Source organism: Vibrio penaeicida, assembly GCF_019977755.1.
GTDB classification, from domain to species: domain Bacteria; phylum Pseudomonadota; class Gammaproteobacteria; order Enterobacterales; family Vibrionaceae; genus Vibrio; species Vibrio penaeicida.
In genome coordinates, this window is the sequence record NZ_AP025144.1 from 662,215 (window position 1) to 683,256 (window position 21,042).

Here is a 21,042-nt window from a genome sequence, read left to right on the forward strand (position 1 = left end):
ATATCGTCCTTTATCATAAAGGAATTTATATTAACCGACACTATAAGACCGCTTTACTTAGTAAAAATTCATAGATTGAGAGCACAATAATGCAGATTTTCGGCAAAATCCTAGGTTTTTTCTTCGGATTCCTGTTTGGCAATATTCCGGGGGCGCTTCTTGGGCTTTTTTTAGGGCATCAGTTTGATAAGGCCAGAAACCGCCAATCACGTGGTTTCCAATCGTCTGGTGGACCTAAAGGCTTTGGTGGTCCTTCTCAGGCAGAGAAACAGGCAGAATTCTTTAAAAGTGCTTTTGCCGTTATGGGACATGTTGCCAAAGCAAAAGGGCAAGTGACCAAAGAAGAAATCCAACTGGCATCTGCCATGATGGAGCGTATGAGCTTACACGGTGAGCAGCGAACGGCGGCGCAAGAAGCCTTTCGTTCTGGTAAATCTTCAGATTTTCCATTGGAAGAAACGCTTGCCAGTGTTCGAGTCGCAACAGGTGGACGCTTTGCTCTGCTACAGTTTTTTTTGGAACTGCAAATTTCAGCTGCCTTCGCTGATGGAGATTTACATCCTAGCGAACGCAATGTATTACATGTCATTGCTAAGGGGCTTGGCTTCTCATCTCAGCAACTTGAGCAAAGGCTGCAAATGCAAGAAGCAGCTTTTCGTTTTCAGCAAGGCGGTTTTGGTGGAGGGCATTCTGGTCATCAGCACAGTGGCTCATCTGGTCAATGGCAAGCGTCGTCGGCAAGCCAGTTACCTGATGCATACAAAGTACTTGGGGTAGCGGAAAGTTCGGATTCGAAAGCAGTGAAACGAGCTTATCGAAAATTAATGAATGAACACCACCCAGATAAATTGGTTGCGAAAGGTTTACCACCGGAAATGATGCAAGTAGCAAAAGAGAAGGCTCAGGAAATCCAATCGGCTTACGATCTTATAAAGAAAGAAAAAGGGTTTAAGTAGCCAAGGTTTGGAGAATAAATAGTAAGAGAGGCTCTCTTATTTCACCAACTCAACAACTCACCAAGTGACGATACGAGAGTTTGCTTTCAGTAATATCAAGGAGAAGATATGTATCAGGATGTACTCAATTTTTGGTTTGAAGAACTGAGCCCTAAAGATTGGTTTGCGGGGGGAGAAGAACTTGATTCTTTGATCAGCGAACGTTTTGGTTCGGTGCATGCTATGGCAGCTCAGAGTGAGTTAAATGAATGGCGAGTGAGTGCGCAAGGCAGGCTAGCAGAAGTCATTGTACTTGATCAGTTTTCTCGTAATATTCACAGAGGTTCTCCCAATGCATTTTCTTGTGACCCACTTGCTTTGGCACTCGCTCAAGAGACCATTCAGCAAGGGCTAGATAAGTCAATATCTCAAACAGAGAGAACGTTTTTGTATATGCCTTTCATGCATAGCGAATCGTTAAAAATTCATGAGAAAGCCGTCGAGCTATTCAAGGAAAATGGCGTTGAAAATACCTTAGATTATGAATATAAACACAAAGTGATTATTGAGCGATTCGGTCGATACCCTCATCGTAATGACATATTGAATCGGGTATCAACGGAAGAAGAAATTGAATTTCTAAGTCAGCCGGGGTCGAGTTTTTGAGTGGCTTCCTTTTGAGTACAAAATTAGGTCCGTACTCCTAGTAATCCAAGGTTATTGCTTGTTTAGATCCCAATCGTAGTCGTATTTGATGTTACTGTCAGTCGTTAACTTCAAGTCGGTACGGTATTGTTTTAAGTGAGCAATAACGCCGGCTTCATTTCCGCCAAAATCAGCAACAAACCACTCGTAGATAGAAGACAGCTGGGCATCATTTCCGTTTACCACGACACCTTTATCATTGTTCACAAAGCTTGAAGCAGCTTGCTCTAGAAGTGTTTCTGTATTTTCAGCTGTAAATGCTGATAGCTGAAGGTTAGGGCAGCCAAGGCTTGCACAATTCACAGCATAGTGTGTGCGAGGATCATTCCATATCGGTCTTAGAATTCGGTGCTCAATGTCGTTCAGTGTCAGATCTTTTCCTGCAATATTGACGACGTCATCCCCCCAAGGACCAAAAGTAAATAATCCCCCCAGTTTAGTGATTGATTTAAGCGGATAGTTATCGACGATCAAATCTACTGTAATCGCATTATATAAATTGACCCAGTAAGCGTATTGCTGGGCTTTTGAATAATCACGTGGGTCAATATCCGCTAGGTTTTTGATATAACCTTTCAACGCATTTTTATCAGAAGAGGAGACATTTGCGTAATCAAATAGATGATGTTGACCAGAAGCCGCTAAATACTTATTAAGAATAGAATCCCAAGCTTGATGTGAAATAGTCGCATTATTGGTTTCATTACTTTGATTCCAGTATGCCCAAAGGTCAGACTTTGGTGCTGCAAACGATAGGCTAGAAAAAAGAAGAATAAATACAGTAAATAGATTTCTCATGGTGGCTTCAGGTTTCTTAAGTTAATTGAGTTAGTATAGAAGACCTAGAGCAGTCAGAAATTCTTTCGTGAAAATGAAAAAAGCCCCAACGGGGGCTTTCATTCATGGTGTGATTTCAGTCTAACTAAGCTAAGAAATTGGGTATCTTGGACTCAAATTCAGAGATTTTTTCTTCGTGTTGAAGCGTTAACCCAATGTTATCTAAGCCATTAAGAAGGCAATGACGACGAAATTCATCAATCTCAAAGCCGTATTCTTTACCATTGGCTCTAACCTTCATAGCCTCGAGATCCACTTCCACTTGCGCGCCTTCATTACCGTCTACAAATTGGAAAATTTCATCGACTTCTTGTTCTGTGAGACGAACCGGAACCATCTGATTGTTGATTGAGTTGCCGTAAAAGATATCGGCAAAACTTGGCGCAATCATTGCCCTAATTCCGTAGTCTGCCAACGCCCAAGGCGCGTGCTCACGAGATGATCCACAACCAAAGTTTTCTCTTGCGATTAAGATAGAAGCACCTTTGTATCGCGGTGCGTTCATGACAAAATCTGGGTTTGGTTGTTTACCAGCATCGTCTAGAAAGCGCCAATCGTGGAACAAGTGTTTACCAAAACCTAAGCGAGAGACTTTTTGTAAAAACTGCTTTGGAATGATGGCATCGGTATCCACGTTGGCTGCATCTAAAGGAACAACCAGACCTGTATGTTGCTTAAAACCTGACATGATTACTTCCCTATTAATTCAATTCACGGATATCGACAAAATGACCAGCAATCGCTGCGGCAGCGGCCATGGCGGGGCTCACTAGGTGAGTTCGACCATCGCGACCTTGGCGTCCTTCGAAGTTACGGTTACTGGTTGATGCACAACGCTCATGTGGACCTAGGCGATCGTTATTCATGGCTAGGCACATAGAGCAGCCCGGCAAGCGCCATTCAAAGCCAGCATCGATAAAGACTTTATCCAGTCCTTCCAGCTCGGCCTGAGATCTCACTTGCTCCGAACCCGGAACAATGAGTGCTTGTACGTGGTCAGCAACTTTATTGCCCTTAGCAATCGCAGCGGCGGCACGCATATCTTCAATACGCGAGTTGGTGCAAGAACCAACAAAGACTTTGTCAACTTTGTAGTCAGACAGCTTTTTACCAGCTTCGAGTCCCATGTAAGCCAGCGCTTTTTCAGCTGATGCTTTTTCTACAGGATCGGCGAAGCTGTCAGGTTCAGGAATGGTGGCATCCACCGCAATCACTTGCCCTGGGTTGGTTCCCCATGTCACTTGAGGTTTGATCTCGGTAGCATCAAGAGTGACAACGGCATCAAATGTTGCGTCGCTGTCTGTTTTCATGGATGACCAGTATTCAACTGCGGCATCCCAGTCTTCATCCGAAGGTGCAAATTTTCGGCCTTTAATATAGTCAAAGGTAGTTTGATCAGGCGCGATTAGGCCCGCTTTCGCCCCCAGTTCGATGGCCATGTTACAGACCGTCATTCGACCTTCCATTGTGAGATCGGTGATGGCTTCACCACAAAACTCAACCACGTACCCTGTACCACCCGCAGCAGTTGTTTTACCGATGATGGCTAAAACAATATCTTTAGCCGTTATGCCTTCAGCCACCTTGCCTTTTACCTCGATTTTCATCGTTTTGGCACGGGCTTGTTTCAATGTTTGAGTTGCTAGAACGTGTTCAACTTCCGACGTACCAATACCAAAGGCCAAAGAACCAAAAGCGCCGTGGGTAGCAGTGTGCGAATCACCACAAACGATGGTCATTGCAGGAAGCGTGATACCAAGCTCTGGACCCATGACATGCACAATGCCTTGGTATTTATGATTGATGTCGTAAAGCGTGACGCCGAATTCTTCACAGTTCTTGGACAGCGTTTCCATTTGGATACGAGCCATTTCGCCGGAGGCATTGATGTCTTTTGTTTGGGTGGATACGTTGTGATCCATGGTGGCAAATGTCTTGTTTACTTGACGAACTTTTCTGCCTTTTTCACGCAACCCATCAAACGCTTGAGGAGAAGTAACCTCGTGCACCAAATGACGGTCGATGTATAAGATCGGGTTTTCGCCCTCTGCCGCAACCGCGACATGAGCGTCATAAATTTTTTCGTATAATGTTTTCGACATTGCTTCTTCCTTGAGCGAAGCGCTCTGTATTTCTATCTTAAAGTTAAGCAGAAAGTGATCACTGAACGGTGAGTGATGCACCTTCATGCTAACTTTGAACTGTCTTGTAGATTAATCTGTTTTGCGACTTTTTCCGCACGTTAAAGCGATGGAATGATTACGCGTTAACATGACTATGCGTTAACTATGTACTGAGCAATCTTGTCGCCCATTTCTGATGTCGATAGCGCAGGTTTGTTCCCCGCTAAATCACCGGTTAACTCACCAGCTTCAAGCGCTTTCGATACAGCGGTTTCAATATCGAGTGCTGCCGCTTCTTCATTTAAACTATAACGTAGCATGAGCGCGGCAGATAAAATTTGAGCAACAGGGTTTGCAATATTTTTACCTGCAATATCAGGAGCGCTTCCGCCAGCGGGTTCATACAAACCAAATTTGCTTTCATTCAGGCTAGCAGAAGGAAGCATGCCCATTGAGCCAGTAATCATGGCGCATTCATCTGAAATAATGTCACCAAAGATATTGGAACAAAGCATGACATCAAATTGAGATGGATCTTTGATCAACTGCATGGTGGCGTTATCGATGTACATGTGAGAAAGCTCGACATCAGGGTAGTCTTTTGCGATCTCTTCAACGACTTCACGCCATAAGATTGAACTCTGAAGTACGTTTGCCTTATCAATTGAGCAGACTTTTTTATCTCTTAAGCGTGCAGATTCAAAGGCAATTTTTGCAATACGCTCTATTTCGTAACGATGGTAAACCTCAGTATCAAATGCTTTTTCGTTTGGTCCTTCACCTTCACGACCTTTTGGCTGACCGAAGTAAATGCCGCCAGTCAATTCACGTACAACAACAATATCAAAGCCGTTACCAGAAATGTCTGCACGTAGAGGTGAGAAAGATTCTAAGCCCTTGTGAATTTGGGCTGGACGAAGATTACAAAACAGTTGGAAGTGTTTACGCAAAGGAAGTAATGCACCACGTTCAGGTTGATCGTTAGGTGGAAGGTGTTCCCACTTAGGTCCACCAACGGAACCAAATAGAACAGCATCGGCATTCTCACAGCCTTTTACTGTGCTTTCTGGTAGCGGACAACCATGGTTATCAATTGCAATGCCGCCAACATCATGCTCTTCACGCGTAAAGGTGATGCCATGTTTCTTTTCAATCGCATCCAGTACCTTGTGAGCCTGTTGCATGACTTCCGGACCAATTCCGTCTCCCGGTAATACGGCAATGTTGTAGCTTGAGCCTGCCATGGTGAAATATTCCTTGTTAGTTAAGTTGTGTTTGAATTTTGAGAGTAAGCAAATTTAGTGTTAGAGAAACTAGGCAGAAAGACGCGTTATGCTCGCGATGATCAATTCTGCCTATGCTTTACCCTGTTTTTATACTGTCTCTATCTTATCTTTTTTTTGCTTAATGTCAGCAATTTGGTCTGCACGATGAATACTGTTAATAACATGCAGTAATGCTTGACCTGAAGCTTCAATAATATCGGTGGATACACCCGTACCGTGGTATTTTCTGCCTTTATAGTTGGCGATGATGTCTGCTTGACCTAAACCATCTTCGCCTTCACCTTTTGCAGTGAGATCGAATTTATCCAATACAATGTCATACCCAGTTAAACGGTAAATACATTGGTAAAGCGCATCAACAGGACCGTTACCAACCGCAGCTTCGCATTTCTCCTCATCACCACACTTCAATTTTATGCTGGTGGTTGCCATTAAACTTCCAGATTGGACGCTTAAATAATTCAGTTTGAAGAAGTCATCTTCTTCACGAAGGTTGGCAAAATGCATTAATGCTTCTAGGTCGTAATCGAACACCTGCCCTTTTCTGTCAGCAAGTTTTAGGAAGTCGGCATAAAGCGTATCTAAATTGTACTCGTTTTCGCCATAGCCCATAGTATCCATATGGCTTTTAACCGCCGCACGACCACTTCGGCTCGTTAGGTTCAATGCTTGATTTTTCAGACCAATCGACTCAGGCGTCATGATTTCGTAGGTATTTTTGTTCTTCAACATACCATCTTGGTGAATGCCTGAAGAGTGGCTGAATGCGTTAGTTCCTACAATAGCTTTGTTGCTTTGAATCGGCATGTTGCACAATTGGCTAACCAACTTACTGGTGCGGTGAATCTCTTCGTGTTTAATGGCGGTTTGCACTCCCAATAACTCAGAGCGCGTTTTCAAGATCATCGCCACTTCTTCTAGTGCACAGTTACCTGCACGCTCACCGATACCGTTAATTGTCCCTTCGATTTGACGAGCACCGGCTTGAACTGCGGCAATAGAGTTCGCGACGGACATACCCAAATCGTCGTGGCAGTGAACTGAAATGATGGCTTTATCGATGTTTGGAACACGATTAAACAGCGTTTCTATAATGCCTGCGAATTCACCTGGAATGGTGTAACCAACGGTATCTGGAATATTAATAGTGCTGGCACCAGCGTCGATAGCGGCTTCTACCATACGACATAGATTATCGATTGGGGTACGACCCGCATCTTCACAAGAAAATTCTACATCATCGGTATGCTGACGAGCTCGCTTTACGGCTTGCACGCCCATCTCAACAACGTCTTCGTAGCTGCGGCGCAGTTTATCTTGAACATGGACCGTTGAGGTGGAAATGAAAGTGTGAATTCGAAAGGCTTCGGCCACTTTCAACGCTTCTGCTGCTACATCAATGTCTTTCGCAACGGCACGAGAAAGACCACAAATGCGGCTATTTTTAACATTTTGGGCGATGGTCTTTACCGACTCGAAGTCGCCCGGAGAAGAAACGGGGAAACCCGCTTCAATAACATCTACTCCTAAACGTTCGAGTGCATAAGCGATCTGCAGTTTTTCCTTAACGGTTAAACTTGCTGATAAAGCTTGTTCGCCATCACGCAAAGTTGTATCGAAAATAATGACTTGATCGCTCATGTTTGCTGTCCTTTTCCTGTTGGTTAATCGTTTTCTGTCCGCAGATGCCGATTTTCTATTTTCTTAAGCTATAAAAAAACCCGCATTTGAATGCGGGTTTTGAGAATCTTATGTGGTTATTTTTCTTCCACTGCCTACCCGCGCGATCGATTCACGATAAGGAGGAGGCTTAGCAGGATAGAAAAACGAGATGTCATGTAAAACATTTCCACAAAATTAAGTTAACAAATTAGTACCGTACTCCTGATGATGCGTCAACCTTTTCGTTGTTTTTTTCTTCATATCGGAGCAGTTCCGCGGTGAAATCCCATAAACGTGTCGAATTTAACAAATTCAAATCGAAGTTACTTAATTATTCAAATGATTAAATAGTGATTAATTATTCTACTATCGTGATGAAATTTTGGTCTCTATAATTAATCGGATGATTAATTCTGGAGATCGAAATGAGCCGAAAAGTTGGGCGTCCTGCCGAAAAGACTGATGCCAGAGAAAAGCTTATTTTAGAAGCAAGGAGACTTTTTACCTTGCATCCTTATGAAAAAGTATCGACCCGTTTATTGTCTGAGAATGCTGGCGTCAATATGGCAATGATTCGATATTACTTTGGTAGTAAAGATGGGTTGTTTGAAACCATGCTACGAGAAACACTGGCACCCATGAAAAATCACATCAGCAATATTGCCGAGCAAGGAAGTGGCAATGGTTGTAGAGGTGACAAAGACAGTGCAAGTGAGCATAGCGGTGAATGTAGTAAGAGTAGCAGCAGTGATTTCACGGGCATAATGAAAACCTACTACAGCATGATGGTGAAAAACCCAGATTTCCCACGGTTGGTTGCCAGAATCATGATGATGGATGAAGGAGCCGTCCAACGTCAGATGATGGAAAAGGTATTTATGGAAATCGCGATGCCTGCTCAGAAGCTCATTTTCCAGTCGATGCAAAACAATGGTGTGATAAGAGATGACCTTGACCCTATGCTGTGTAAGGTAAGTTACATTAGTTTAATGGTCTTCCCATTTATCGCCCCTCCTCAGCTTTTAAAAATACACGATGTCACATTGGATGAAGATTTTCTTGCTAGGTTGTTAGAGCACAACCTGCAACTATTGTCCCGTGGCTTTTTATCCTCCCCCCTTGAAGATCACAAGGAGTAATCGATGGCGTTTAACCGTAAATTACTGTTCTTTCCGGCGTTAGCTGTCGGTATCGTTATTCTTATTCTCGCTGTAAAACTTAAACCCACTCCTCCGACAAAACCGGCTGGTGATCGTGCTCGATTGGTCGAAACCATGCCGCTTGAATTGAAAGCAATGGCACCTGTGGTGATCGGTTTTGGCAAAGTCACGCCTAAATTGGAATGGAAAGCTATCGCGGAGGTATCTGGCAAAGTGGTGTACAGACACCCTCAATTGGAAAAGGGACGAATGTTGCCCGCTGGAACAGAAATTCTAAGAATCGATCCTCTGGATTACGAATTAAAACTGGCACAGACCGAAGCCGATCTCAGTTCAAGTAAAACCCAGCTAGCGAAACTCGATCTTGAAAAAATCAATTTAACCAACACGTTAAAGATCGAAGAAAACCGCCTGGCAATAAGCAAAACGGAATTAAACCGTAAGAAAAATTTGCGAAAGAAAGGGCTCACATCTCAGTCGGATGTGGATCAACAAACTCAGTCTTATTTATCACAGCAAAAACTCGTTCAAGACATGCGAAATCAACTCGCTCTTTTTCCAGATGAACGCAAAGTGGCATTAGCGCAAGTGAAAGTGAATGAAGCAAGACTGGACGAAGCCCAGCGATCTTTAGATAAGACGTCGATTGTTTTACCTGAAAATCTACGTATCGCGGAAGTCAACATCGAGCAAGATCAAGTCGTCAATTTGCAACAAACGATGATCGTTGCTCATGGTGTCACGACGATGGAAGTGGAAGCGCAATTGCCTCTTCACGATATGAGAACGCTAGTTTCTAGCCTCAGTACTTTCAATAAAGATGAGTATGGAAACCCCATACCAGCTACCGAAGAGATACGGGCGAGCATTGAGTTAACCAGCGGAAGTTTGGCAGCCAACTGGGACGCTAAAGTGGCTCGAGTCAGTGAAACTGTCGACCCTAATCAGGCAACGGTAGGGGTGATTTTAGAGATAGAGCAAGACTATCGCCAGTTAAAGCCCCAGAACTCTCCTCCATTAGTGAATGGCATGTTTGTAAAAGCGGAAATCATTGGGCAAGAAAACCCAAGCTGGGTGATCCCTGAGCGAGCGCTGCACGGCAACCGAGTTTATACCAAAGATGAGCACAATAAGCTGCGGATTAAAAACGTAACAGTACTCTACCGCCGTGATAACCAAGTGATTGTAGATGGCGACCTCGAGCAAGGTGAAGCGCTGATTTTGAACGATTTGCTCCCAGCGATTGAAGGGATGCAACTCAAGACAGCTGAAGCGGCGGAGGTATCGGAATGATTCGATTTTTTGCTAGGCACCCAACTGCCGCTAATTTGTTGATGTTGGGGCTTTTGATTATAGGGATTACGTCATTACCCAAGTTAAAACGTGAGACATTCCCCGAATTTTCTCCGCCATTTATTATGGCAGGGGTTGTCTATCCAGGAGCCTCCCCACAAGAAGTGGAAGAAAGCTTGTGTGTTCGAATGGAAGATGCGGTTGATGGGTTAGCCAATATTGAAGAAACTCGATGCGAAGCGGTAGAGGGATCGGCGCGATTGATTCTTAAGCTGAATGAAAAGGCGGATATCGGCCGAATGCTGGTGGATGTTCAAACCCAGATCAATTCGATTAATGATTTCCCTGATGAGATTGAATCACCTGTTGTAAGGGAAATGGATTGGAATGAGCCTGTTGTGGATGTTGCTATTACAGCCAACACCACTTGGCCAGAGCTTAAAGCCTATGCCGAGCAGCTCAAACGTATCTTGAAGCTTGATTATGGCGTTTCGTTGGTGGATGTAAGTGGTTTCTCTGATCACCAATACCGAGTGGAACTAGATACCATCGCAATACGACAATTAGGGTTAAGCGTTGGTGATATTGCAGAGCAAATTGGCAGACAGAACGTCAAGCTTCCTAGTGGGAATATAGAAACACCAGATAAAAACTTCCTTATCCGTTTTGACGAGCGGAGCATCACACCTAACGAACTGAGCCAGATTGTCGTTGGTTCGGCACCTAATGGTAGTGTTATCAGGCTAGCTGACATCGCATCAATCACCGACAGATTTGAACTAGATGAACAAAAAGTGTTGTTTGATGGTCAACCGTCTGCCGTTCTGAAAATCAGTAAAAATAAAGAAGATGATGCATTAAGAATTAAAGATCAGGTTGCTGAGTTTGTTGAAGCGCAGCGAGCGATTGCCCCCGATGGCGTAACGCTGGAATTAACCAACGATCTCTCTTCTGTTTTGTGGGATCGACTCAGCATGATGCTCTCCAATGGATGGCAAGGGATCGTGTTGGTGTTTGCAACAATGTGGCTGTTCTTTAGTTTTCGCTACTCATTTTGGGTGGCTGCGGGGTTGCCTGTTGCCTTCTTGGGCGGCATGTTCTTAATGGCAAACCTAGGGCTTTCAATTAACATCATGTCTCTCGTTGGGCTGTTGATGGCGATTGGTATCATGATGGATGACGCCATCGTAATAGCAGAATCCATCGCTTCACATCTGGATCGTGGGCAAAGTGTTGATGAAGCCGTGTATAACGGTGTACGTAAAGTCTTTCCTGGTGTGTTGTCCTCTTTTCTAACGACGATCTGCATCTTTGGTAGCTTACTGTTTCTTGAGGGAGAAATGGGTGCAGTGCTCCGTGCGGTGCCTCAAGTACTCATCTTGGTTTTGTGTTTAAGCCTTGTCGAAGCATTCTTGATTCTGCCAAATCATTTGTCCCATTCGTTACACAAGCAAAAAAATGATCGCCCACCCTTAAAATTCAAGCGAGTACTGCTTGAACGTTTTGAGAGTTTCCGTAACAACCAATTGGTATCTGCAGTGACCAAAGTGGTGGAGTGGCGCTATGCCTTTTTAGGAGGAGTATTGGCGACGCTGTTGGCGTCAGTTGCCATGTTGGCTGGTGGTGTAGTGAAGTTTGTGCCGTTTCCTGATTTAGATGGTGACATTGCAGAGGCACGCATCATTCTTCCCCCTGGAGCGTCATTAAGCCAAACAGAGGCAGTCGTTGATCATATCGTACTCGCGGCAGAAAAATTGAACCGAGATTGGAGCGAACGGGTTGAAGGTGGAAGAACTTTAGTTCAGCACGTTACCAGTAGTTACAACGTCAATGCCGATGCAGACGAAGCTGGTCCGCACTTGGCTACGGTACGGCTAGACCTTCTAGGGGCGGAGTCACGCAATACTCTGATTGATGAGTTTGTTGATGCATGGCGCAATGAAGTGGGAGAGCTTGCCCAGCCTGTGTCACTGGTGTTCAAACAACCTACGATGGGACCTGGCGGTCGGGCAATTGAAATTCGTGCCAAACATGATGACCTGTCGGCACTAAAATCGGCATCGATTGAAATGCAAAGCTATCTCAATGAGTTTGATGGCGTGCATGGTGTGTTGGATGATATGAGACTCGGCAAAGAAGAAATACTAGTGAAACTGCGTCAGGGAGCGGAAACCTTTGGGGTTAACGGGCAAATGATAGCGGGTCAATTGCGTTCTGCTTTTTTTGGTCAAACTGCCGACGAAATTCAAATTGGTGTAGAAAACATAAAGATCGACGTTCAGCTTGATAAAAAGCAGGCTGGCGATCTGCAGCAGCTCGCGAATTTCCCCATCATAAAGTCGGATGGCTCTCAAATTCCGCTAGGGGCTATCGCCACATTAGATTTCCAACGTAATTATGTACGAATCCAGCGAGTGGATGGTTTGAGAACGATCAGTGTTTACGGTGACGTAGATAATTCAAAAGCCAGTTCATCAGAGATCATTACTCAGTTCCAAAAAGAAGAAGCACCCAAGTTAATGGCGAAGTACCCAGGGCTAAGATTTGACTTCGAAGGTGAGGCAGAAGATGCAGCCAAAACCGGTAGCTCAATTGCAAGTGGGTTCTTACTCGGTCTATTTGGTGTATTCATTATTCTGAGTTACCAGTTCCGCAGTTACATGGAGCCGTTTGTGGTAATGGTGGCGATACCCTTGGCGTTAATTGGGGTCATCTGGGGGCACTTCTTGCTAGGGCATTCTTTAAGTATGCCAAGCATCATGGGTTTTGTTTCATTGGCTGGGATTGTGGTGAATGACTCTATTCTTCTGGTTCAATACATACGTCATCATGTTGATGAAGGGGATTCTGTGTACGAATCGGTGGTAAAAGCCAGTCGGGAGCGTTTTCGAGCAGTATTCTTGACGTCCATTACCACCGCAGCAGGGCTATTACCGTTACTGACAGAAACGAGCCTTCAAGCACAAGTGATACAACCACTGGTAATTTCCATTGTATTTGGCATATTTGCCTCTACACTATTGGTGCTGTTTATGATTCCTGCTGCGTATGCAGTACTAGCGGATTTTGGGTTGGTACGTAAGCACCAAGAAATCCACTAACAAAAGAATCATAAAGTATTCATGCAAAAGCAATAAGGGGGAAAGAATCCCCCTTTCGTCGTGATTTGACTCTAAAAATAATAATTTTGATGTTTGTTACACTTGAATATCAATAGTATGTAAATACACCATATGCATATGTTACGATGGCTTATCTAAATGCATATCAAATCAGTTGCTCATTGGTTTTACAACAATTCTTCGCTTGGCTGGCAAAGGACGAAAAGCATGAGTGTTGATCCCAAGAGATGCGTATTGAAGCAAGTAACACTTAGCTTGCCGAACAGAAAATATAAGGACCCAATATCAATGTCATGGCAGAAACGCAAAATTCAATTACGCCCACTTTCCATTAAAAGTCTTATCGGGTGTGCAGGATTGATCCTGCTGACAGGATGTCAAAGTACCGGAACAGATTCGAATGCAGCTTCTGCTAACAAAGTGTCTGGTAGTACAAGTTCAGGTTTGGTTAGTACGCAGCTAGACGAGTTTTTTGGTCAGGAAGCGCGAGATCAGTTCTTAAAGCAATCCATTGAAGCACTGGAATCTCAAAATACCAGTGAGTGGCAAGGCATTGATTCGTCCAATAGCGCAAAGTGGCTTATAAAAGTAGCTACTCCAGAAGTGCAATCCATTGAAGTTCACTACCCAGTAGAAGAAGCGGTAGATACCGAGCAAACTTTAACGTTTGTTGGTTTGACACACGAAACGACTACAGCACTAAATTTAAGAACGAGTCCGAGACAATCCAGCCAAAAAATTGGTCAGCTACAAAAAGGTGAAGCCTTCAATGTGCTTGCTCAGGCAAGCGGAAAACCTTGGGTTTTGGTTGAGCAAGAAGGTGATGTTCGCGGATACGTACATCATGACTACATTAAGCCAGCAGGTCCAAAGCAAGATTTAATTGTTTCTAAAGTTGGGATCCAAAAACACTTAGAGACAGAAAAAGAAACATCTGTGTTAGCCGGCAGCTACGTATGTCGAGATTTGCAATACTCTTTCTCTCGCGATGAGAAAGTACAGTTTGGCGAATTTACAGCGTGCCAAAAGCAGCAAGGCTCTTGGTATATTGAAGAAGGCAGTGCCCGAATTGTCAAAGCATCAAACTAAGTTGGTGTGACTTGCTAACTAAGGGGGAAGCGCTCGTTTCCCCTATCAAACTCTTCCCTTTCTAATTGTCATCGAAATACAAACATCTCGTCACTTAGCTGTCACCTGTTTCACCTAATTTCTAATCAGGAAATAGGAAAAGAGGGAGTGGGCTATGCGTGCGATCGAACCCATTGCCAGATTCGATCTGGCATTTTCAAGCTTTTGCTTACAACATCGGTTTAACTTACAAGTAGCAAGAATCAGCAAAGCAGTCTCTCGGAGTGGCGATGGGCATTTCTATGCCGTACTTGGCATTGTGCTTTGGCTGTTCGATTCAATGTCAGGAGGGGAGTTTCTTTCCGCAGGATTGATGGCATTTGCAATTGAGCTTCCCATTTATTGGGTATTAAAAAATAGCTTTAAGCGACGACGCCCTCAAGAGTTAAGTAATCTGCTCACCGCATTTATCACACCTTCTGATCGCTACAGCTTACCATCGGGGCATACCACGGCTGCATTTGTAATGGCGACTATGATAGGGGAGTTCTACCCCAGTTTCTATCTACTAGCCGTTATATGGGCTTCATTTATTGGGCTTTCTCGCATTCTTTTAGGTGTTCATTTTATTACAGACGTGGTTATCGGAGCTGGGCTTGGTCTTGTATGTGCTAAAGCCGCGCTACTGGTTTTGAGTTAGAGGATACGTTGGATCATGAAAATTCTTTACGGTGTTCAAGGTACGGGGAACGGCCATATTGCGAGAGCAAGAGCGATGGCAAAAGCATTCGAAGAACAGAATATCGATGTGGACTTTCTGTTTTCTGGGCGAGATAAAGACAAATATTTTTCCATGGAATCTTTTGGTGATTATCAAACCAGAAACGGGATGAGCTTTATCACCAGTAATGGAAAAATTAATCTTACGCAAACCATACTTCAAAACAGTTTACTCAACATAAAGAAAGAAATTGATGAGTTAGACCTGGGTGGGTACGACGTAGTGATCAATGATTTTGAACCCGTATCGGCTTGGGCTGCCAAAAGGCAAAATGTGCCTTGTATTGGGCTTAGCCACCAAAACGCGTTCCGTTATCAGGTACCCATTAAGGATTCTCGTTGGTTTGATCACTGGATAATCCACTATTTTGCGCCAACAAGTATTCCTATCGGGCTGCACTGGTATCATTTTGATCAACAAATTTTACCTCCTATTGTTCATACAACTTCAGGCTTATCTGAAGACGTCGGTGCATCCATATTGGTATACCTGCCATTTGAATCCTTAGGTGATATTCAAGAATTACTTGATAGATTTGGTCATCAGCACTTTGATTGTTATCACCCAGGCGTTGAGCAAGTCCATGTGTTGGAAAACATCACTTTTCATCCTCTTTCTCATGAGAGGTTTCAAAGTAGCTTGAAATCGTGTTCCGGAGTGATCGCTAATGGTGGTTTTGAGTTACCTTCAGAAGCGCTAACACTAGGGAAAAAACTGTTACTAAAACCGCTAAAAGGTCAATTTGAACAGCAAAGTAACGTTGCCACCTTAGAGCACTTAGGGCTGGCGTCGGCGATGGACTACCTTGACCCTACCGCTGTGCGTAATTGGCTCGATGAACAAAGTGCTGAAAAAGTGATCTACCCAGATGTCGCTGCTTCAATAGTGAATTGGATAATGCAGGGGCGATGGGATTGCGTTCAAGAATTGTGGTCTTTGCTTTGGGATCAGGTGGATTACCCCAGTTATGCGACGATTCAAGGCTAGGTAGAGCGCAGTAAACTCTTGCTGAATCAAGTATCTTGTGGTGACTTGGGTACGTACGTTAATGGGAGGAGAAGGACAATAATACCCCCTAAGATGTCTCTTCTCGTTAACAATTCAGTTCGAATATCAGAACCTTTCTTGTGTCATTTTTGCGACAGCTCTCTCTCAATTGTTATAAAAAGAATCGTTTTAGCTTTTTTTATACCACTTGTATCCTATTGATTAGTAAGACCAAATCATTAAACAGACTAAAAAATAATAATTTAATATTAAACCACTTGTCCTACCCATGGTATTTGGGGATATTCTTGAAAAGAGCGAAAGCATTAGTGCAGTAAATACCAATCAAAGGCTTTCGAATAACCAAGGCTAATGCCTATTTTAATAGAACTATTGATAAGTGAGAGGCAACCCAATGTCGAATAGGATCGAAGCAAGTCAAGCTGTAGCAGGTTATCGAATGGAATCGACATTACGTGGAGTGGACCTAAATTTACTCACCGTCTTTGATGCAGTAATGCAAGAGCAGAATATCACCCGTGCAGCGCACAATTTAGGTATGTCACAACCTGCCGTGAGTAATGCTGTTTCGCGTTTAAAGAATATGTTTGATGATGAATTGTTCATGAGACATGGGCGAGGAATTCAACCCACACAACGTGCTCGTCAGTTATTTGGTCCTGTGAGACAAGCTCTTCAGTTGATCCGTAATGAGTTGCCGGGATCAGTATTTAATCCAAAAACATCGTCTCGTCTTTTCCGTCTCGCAATAAGCAGCCCTTGTGATGTTCGATTTGCACCTGCAATCATGAGTACTATTGCTAAGCAAGCACCAGTGATTCAGTTGCAAATGGAGTCTGATGTCGATAACGAATTAGCAGAAAAAATGCGTTTTCAAGAAGTGGATTTTGTTATCAACTACGAACGTTTCGAAGAAGCGGGCTATTCGAGCACAGAAGTCTTTAGCGATGAATTGGTTGTTGTAGCATCGTCTTCTCATCCGCGCATTGGTAACGATATTTCTATAGAAGAACTTCAGTCAGAAATGCATGCGACTTTATCAAAAGTGAATGGCGTACGCTGCTTCTCAGAGCAAGCCTATAAGAATTTAGATTGCCGCAGCGCATACCAAGGAACAAGCTTAAGCAATATTCTCTACGTTGTAAGCCAATCTGAATTGATTTCAATTGCACCGAAATGGTTAGTTGAAAATGCAGTGAATTTGCCAAACCTGAAAGTATTGGATCTCCCGATGCCAAACAAATCAATTTCGGGTTACTTAAGCTGGCATGAATCGAGTGAGAAAGACAAAGCACATATCTGGATGCGTGATCAATTAATGATGATTTGCGGTGAAACCGTCGCAATTCGTTAAAGAAAATGACGTAATACGCCGGCATTGTCCGGCGTTTTTTTTATCTAAATTTTGAAGTTGAAAGAGAAGACAAAGTGTGGGGGATGTGCAGGATATGAGTTTTTACAATTAATGTGGCAAAGCTTGGTCTACATCAGTTGCCTTTTTTAATCGCGCTTGTAAACTTGGGCGGCTTATTCAGCTTACATGTGTTTACTCAAAATACCATGCGGTCGACGAAATAACACATGATTCAGCTAAGCTGCAAAAAACGTAGCTGGCGAAATGGCAAAAGGAGATGCCATTCATCCGAGCCTAAGTTAGGAAACAGAGGCGCTGTTAGAGGTAAATAAAGACATGTTGAATAAAGACTTTCACATCGTAAAGTGCATTCGAGAGCGAATTGCACAAGGCGGAGCCAAAACAGCGCTCAAATACAAAGTCTCGGAAAAATGGGAAAGCATCAGTTGGAAATCATTTGGTGAGCAAGTTGATTCGCTTTCTCTCGCGCTATTGTCACAGGGTATCGATGTTCAAGACAAAGTGGGCATCTACTCCAACAATATGCCTGAGTGGACAATTGCCGATATAGGCACACTACAACTCCGCTGCGTTACCGTTCCTATTTATCCAACAAATACCGCCGCTCAAGCTGCGTATATCCTAGACAATGCCGATGTAAAGGTTCTGTTTGTTGGTGAACAAGAACAATACGACGCCGCTCTCTCCATATTTGAGCAGTGCGTACAGCTTGAGCTTATCGTTGCCATGTCGAAAGACATTGAGATTGTCGAAGGGGCTAACAGCCTGAGTTGGGATGCATTCATGTCTCTGGGGCAAGAGCATGCGAGTGATGAACTTGGTCAACGACTAGACGATATCGATCTCGATGACCTAACAACCCTTATCTACACTTCTGGTACAACTGGCCAGCCAAAAGGCGTGATGCTGACCTATTCGAACATAGCGGCGCAACTTGAAGGGCATGACCGTCGACTAGGTTTGACGCCAAAAGACGTATCACTGTGTTTTCTTCCTTTGTCGCACGTATTTGAGCGAGCTTGGACATTTTATGTGCTTTATAAGGGGGCGGTGAACTGCTACCTAAAAGACACCATGCAAGTGCGAGAAGCACTTGGAGACATTCGCCCAACGGTAATGTGCGCTGTCCCTAGGTTTTACGAGAAAATATTCTCTGCCATTCACGAAAAAGTATCCAAGGCGCCTGTCATCCGAAAGGTGCTCTTTACTTGGGCTGTCAACATGGGCGCAAAAATGGCAGAGTGCAAGCGCACCAATACCCAGCCTACATTCATGTTAAAACGTAGCCACAAACTGGCTGATAAATTGGTTTTAAGTAAACTCCGTGCATTGCTTGGTGGAAACATCAATTTTATGCCGTGTGGTGGTGCAAAGTTAGATGAAACCATAGGTCGCTTTTTCCATGCTATTGGTATTAACGTGAAGCTCGGTTATGGCATGACGGAAACAACAGCAACGGTTTCTTGCTGGGCAGATGGTACGTTTGATCCTGATTCCATTGGCACATCAATGCCGGGCGCTCAAGTGAAAATAGGCGAGAACAATGAAATTTTAGTTCGTGGACCTATGGTTATGAAAGGGTATTACAAACTACCGGAAGAAACGGCTAAAACGTTTGATGAGCACGGTTTTCTAAAAACGGGTGATGCCGGAACATTTGATGATAAAGGCAATTTATTCATTACCGACAGAATCAAAGAGCTAATGAAAACATCTGGAGGCAAATACATAGCGCCTCAAATGATCGAAGGTGCCATCGGGAAAGATCACTTTATTGAACAGATTGCGGTAATAGCGGATACACGAAAATTTGTGTCAGCTTTGATCGTACCTTGTTTTGATTCCTTAGAAGAATACGCTAAAGAACTGAATATCAAATACCAAGATAGAATGGAGCTCATCAAGCATTCTCAAGTCGTTGAAATGTTCGAAAGCCGCCTTGCCGAGCTTCAAAATGAATTGGCGAAGTTTGAGCAAGTGAAAAAATTCACATTGCTTCCAAAAGCATTTTCTATGGATTCTGGTGAGCTAACCCCAACACAGAAACTTCGTCGAAAAGTGATTAACGATCGATACCAAGACGAAATCGAAGAAATGTATACAGAGTTTCCAAATAAAAAGTAATTATGCGTTACTTTTCTTTCAAAAATAGCCTGCAGTTTGAAGTGACCCCATAAAGTTGGACATTTCTGTTAAGCGGCTTTTAAGGCCTGATTTCGATATTCCGTCGGAGTCCGGCCTTTTAGTTTCACCTTGATGCGTTTCGTATTGTAATACTCGATGTATTCGTCAATATGTGCGATTAAGTCATCGGCATCTTCAAAGTGCTGATTATGGTACATTTCTGTTTTCAGTAAGGCAAAGAAGTTCTCTGCTACTGCGTTATCTAAGCAGTTTCCTTTTCGTGACATACTTTGAGTTAATCCCCGTTCAGCGAGAGTTTGCTGATACTTCCTATGCCTATATTGCCAACCTTGATCGCTATGCACTATGGGCTTAGCGTCTTTAGCTAAGGTCGCAACCGCCTCAGTCAGCATGTCAGTAACCAGAGGTAAACACGCATTTTTAGCAACCCTGTAAGCGACAACTTCTTGAGTAAACAGATCAACAATTGGTGATAGATACACCTTTTGTTGTTGAACTTTAAACTCAGTGACATCAGTTACCCATTTTTCATCAGGCTTCGTTGCATTGAAGTCCCGTTCAAGTACATTTGGAGCGGTTGTCCCAGCATCTCCTTTGTAAGAGCTGTACCGCTTAGGTCTGACCGTTGATTTCAAGCCTAGTAACCCCATTAGACGTTGAACTGTCTTATGGTTAAGCATGACGCCCTGTCTCCTTAACTCTAAATGAATACGACGATAGCCATATCTCCCTTTATGGTCATGATATATTTTCTCAATTAACCGTTTTTCATCTTGATAGCTTTCGATGGCGTTGTTCGACTGCGCATGATAATAGAAGCTACTTCTTGCTAACTTAAGAGCATGCAAGAGATGTTGCTGTAGATATCGATTTTTAAGAGCTAGAACTACTTTCGTTTTTTCTTTGTTCGACGATGTTTCTCCTGTTCCAGCTCCTCTAACTTTTTTAGGACAGCATTCTCTGCTCGCAAGTACGCTAACTCCTCTTTGAGCTCTTCCAGTGTTTTCTCGTCATCGCTCTTGTTTTGAATAAAAGGGTGCCTACTCATTACGGGTCGTCCTCTGCTACGTTCAAGCCCCTGAAAGCCATCTCTTTCGTACTGTTTGAGCCAAACAGCGATTGTGCCAGGGGAAGAAAAGTTTAAAACCGCACTAGTGTGACTGATAGACCAACCATTCGTCCACATATGAGTTAAAGCTTGCAGTTTAGTTTGCGCATTTTTTGCAAAACTATGAGGCATAAATGCCTGAGAGCCATGAATATCGAATACTTGTGCCCAGTAACGTATTTGACGCGATGGTATGGAATGAAGGCGAGAAAGCTCCTGAGATGAGCTTTCGCCTTGTAGGTATTGTTTCGCTATTGAGCATTTCAATGCTCGGTTGTATTTGGACATAAAAAGACCCCCAATAATTGGTGTCCAACTATTGGGGGTCAGTTCAGTTTTGCAGGCTTTTTTGATGCCATAAAGTTTGTATCTCAGAGCTGAGAAACACGATTTGTTACAAGTGTAAAAAATTTTCGATTTAAATTTTTATTATT

General features: G+C 43.5%; 16 protein-coding genes and 1 pseudogene. 10 read left to right on the plus strand and 7 right to left on the minus strand.

Annotated elements, in window-relative coordinates; all coding sequences use genetic code 11:
• Positions 1-89: 89 nt before the first annotated feature.
• Both djlA and LDO37_RS03300 read left to right on the plus strand, forming a co-directional pair.
• Complete coding sequence (djlA, locus tag LDO37_RS03295) at positions 90-956, plus strand: co-chaperone DjlA (RefSeq protein WP_126606363.1); 867 nt, start codon at positions 90-92, stop codon at positions 954-956.
• 108 nt (positions 957-1,064) lie between these two features.
• The gene (locus LDO37_RS03300; protein WP_126606362.1) at positions 1,065-1,601 is read left to right on the plus strand and encodes a DUF924 family protein; all 537 of its coding nucleotides are present in this window, start codon (positions 1,065-1,067) and stop codon (positions 1,599-1,601) included.
• A gap of 51 nt (positions 1,602-1,652) precedes the next feature.
• Here LDO37_RS03300 and LDO37_RS03305 read toward each other — a convergent pair whose 3' ends face one another.
• The 5 genes from LDO37_RS03305 to leuA all read right to left on the minus strand — a co-directional run bounded on the left by LDO37_RS03305 (position 1,653) and on the right by leuA (position 7,527).
• Entirely contained in the window at positions 1,653-2,438 is a 786-nt protein-coding gene (locus LDO37_RS03305; RefSeq protein WP_126606361.1) for a DUF547 domain-containing protein, read from the minus strand.
• Between the two features lie 124 nt (positions 2,439-2,562).
• Positions 2,563-3,165 carry a 3-isopropylmalate dehydratase small subunit gene (gene leuD, locus LDO37_RS03310; RefSeq protein WP_126606360.1) on the minus strand — a complete coding sequence of 201 codons (603 nt, stop codon included), beginning with the start codon at positions 3,163-3,165 and terminating at the stop codon, positions 2,563-2,565.
• A 13-nt stretch (positions 3,166-3,178) separates the two neighbouring features.
• Positions 3,179-4,579, minus strand: coding sequence for a 3-isopropylmalate dehydratase large subunit (gene leuC / locus LDO37_RS03315; protein WP_126606359.1), 1,401 nt, complete (start codon positions 4,577-4,579; stop codon positions 3,179-3,181).
• 173 nt (positions 4,580-4,752) lie between these two features.
• Positions 4,753-5,844 carry a 3-isopropylmalate dehydrogenase gene (leuB, locus tag LDO37_RS03320; protein WP_126606358.1) on the minus strand — a complete coding sequence of 364 codons (1,092 nt, stop codon included), beginning with the start codon at positions 5,842-5,844 and terminating at the stop codon, positions 4,753-4,755.
• 129 nt (positions 5,845-5,973) lie between these two features.
• Positions 5,974-7,527, minus strand: a complete 1,554-nt coding sequence (gene leuA / locus LDO37_RS03325; protein WP_126606357.1) for a 2-isopropylmalate synthase — start codon at positions 7,525-7,527, stop codon at positions 5,974-5,976.
• Between the two features lie 446 nt (positions 7,528-7,973).
• Here leuA and LDO37_RS03330 point away from each other — a divergent pair, with 446 nt between their 5' ends.
• From LDO37_RS03330 to LDO37_RS03365, 8 genes are all read left to right on the plus strand, one after another.
• Positions 7,974-8,687, plus strand: a complete 714-nt coding sequence (locus tag LDO37_RS03330) for a TetR/AcrR family transcriptional regulator (RefSeq protein ID WP_126608837.1) — start codon at positions 7,974-7,976, stop codon at positions 8,685-8,687.
• A gap of 3 nt (positions 8,688-8,690) precedes the next feature.
• Positions 8,691-10,001 carry an efflux RND transporter periplasmic adaptor subunit gene (locus LDO37_RS03335; protein ID WP_126608838.1) on the plus strand — a complete coding sequence of 437 codons (1,311 nt, stop codon included), beginning with the start codon at positions 8,691-8,693 and terminating at the stop codon, positions 9,999-10,001.
• Complete coding sequence (locus tag LDO37_RS03340; RefSeq protein ID WP_126608839.1) at positions 9,998-13,102, plus strand: efflux RND transporter permease subunit; 3,105 nt, start codon at positions 9,998-10,000, stop codon at positions 13,100-13,102. The genes LDO37_RS03335 and LDO37_RS03340 overlap by 4 nt, the downstream gene beginning before the upstream one ends.
• A gap of 309 nt (positions 13,103-13,411) precedes the next feature.
• Positions 13,412-14,212, plus strand: coding sequence for an SH3 domain-containing protein (locus tag LDO37_RS03345; RefSeq protein ID WP_185829876.1), 801 nt, complete (start codon positions 13,412-13,414; stop codon positions 14,210-14,212).
• Between the two features lie 154 nt (positions 14,213-14,366).
• Positions 14,367-14,891, plus strand: coding sequence for a phosphatase PAP2 family protein (locus LDO37_RS03350; RefSeq protein ID WP_126608841.1), 525 nt, complete (start codon positions 14,367-14,369; stop codon positions 14,889-14,891).
• A 15-nt stretch (positions 14,892-14,906) separates the two neighbouring features.
• Positions 14,907-15,959 (plus strand): MJ1255/VC2487 family glycosyltransferase, encoded by a 1,053-nt coding sequence (locus LDO37_RS03355; RefSeq protein WP_126608842.1) that lies wholly within the window; start codon positions 14,907-14,909, stop codon positions 15,957-15,959.
• Positions 15,960-16,374: 415 nt separating this feature from the next.
• Entirely contained in the window at positions 16,375-17,334 is a 960-nt protein-coding gene (gene leuO / locus LDO37_RS03360; protein WP_101113321.1) for a transcriptional regulator LeuO, read from the plus strand.
• A 336-nt stretch (positions 17,335-17,670) separates the two neighbouring features.
• Positions 17,671-19,479 (plus strand): AMP-dependent synthetase/ligase, encoded by a 1,809-nt coding sequence (locus LDO37_RS03365; protein WP_126608843.1) that lies wholly within the window; start codon positions 17,671-17,673, stop codon positions 19,477-19,479.
• A gap of 68 nt (positions 19,480-19,547) precedes the next feature.
• Here the strand turns inward: LDO37_RS03365 and LDO37_RS03370 are convergent.
• Positions 19,548-20,387 (minus strand): annotated as a pseudogene (locus LDO37_RS03370) (IS3 family transposase); the annotation flags it as partial.
• Complete coding sequence (locus tag LDO37_RS03375) at positions 20,387-20,896, minus strand: helix-turn-helix domain-containing protein (RefSeq protein ID WP_126607613.1); 510 nt, start codon at positions 20,894-20,896, stop codon at positions 20,387-20,389. The pseudogene LDO37_RS03370 and the gene LDO37_RS03375, both read right to left, overlap by 1 nt.
• Between the last annotated feature and the right edge of the window lie 146 nt (positions 20,897-21,042).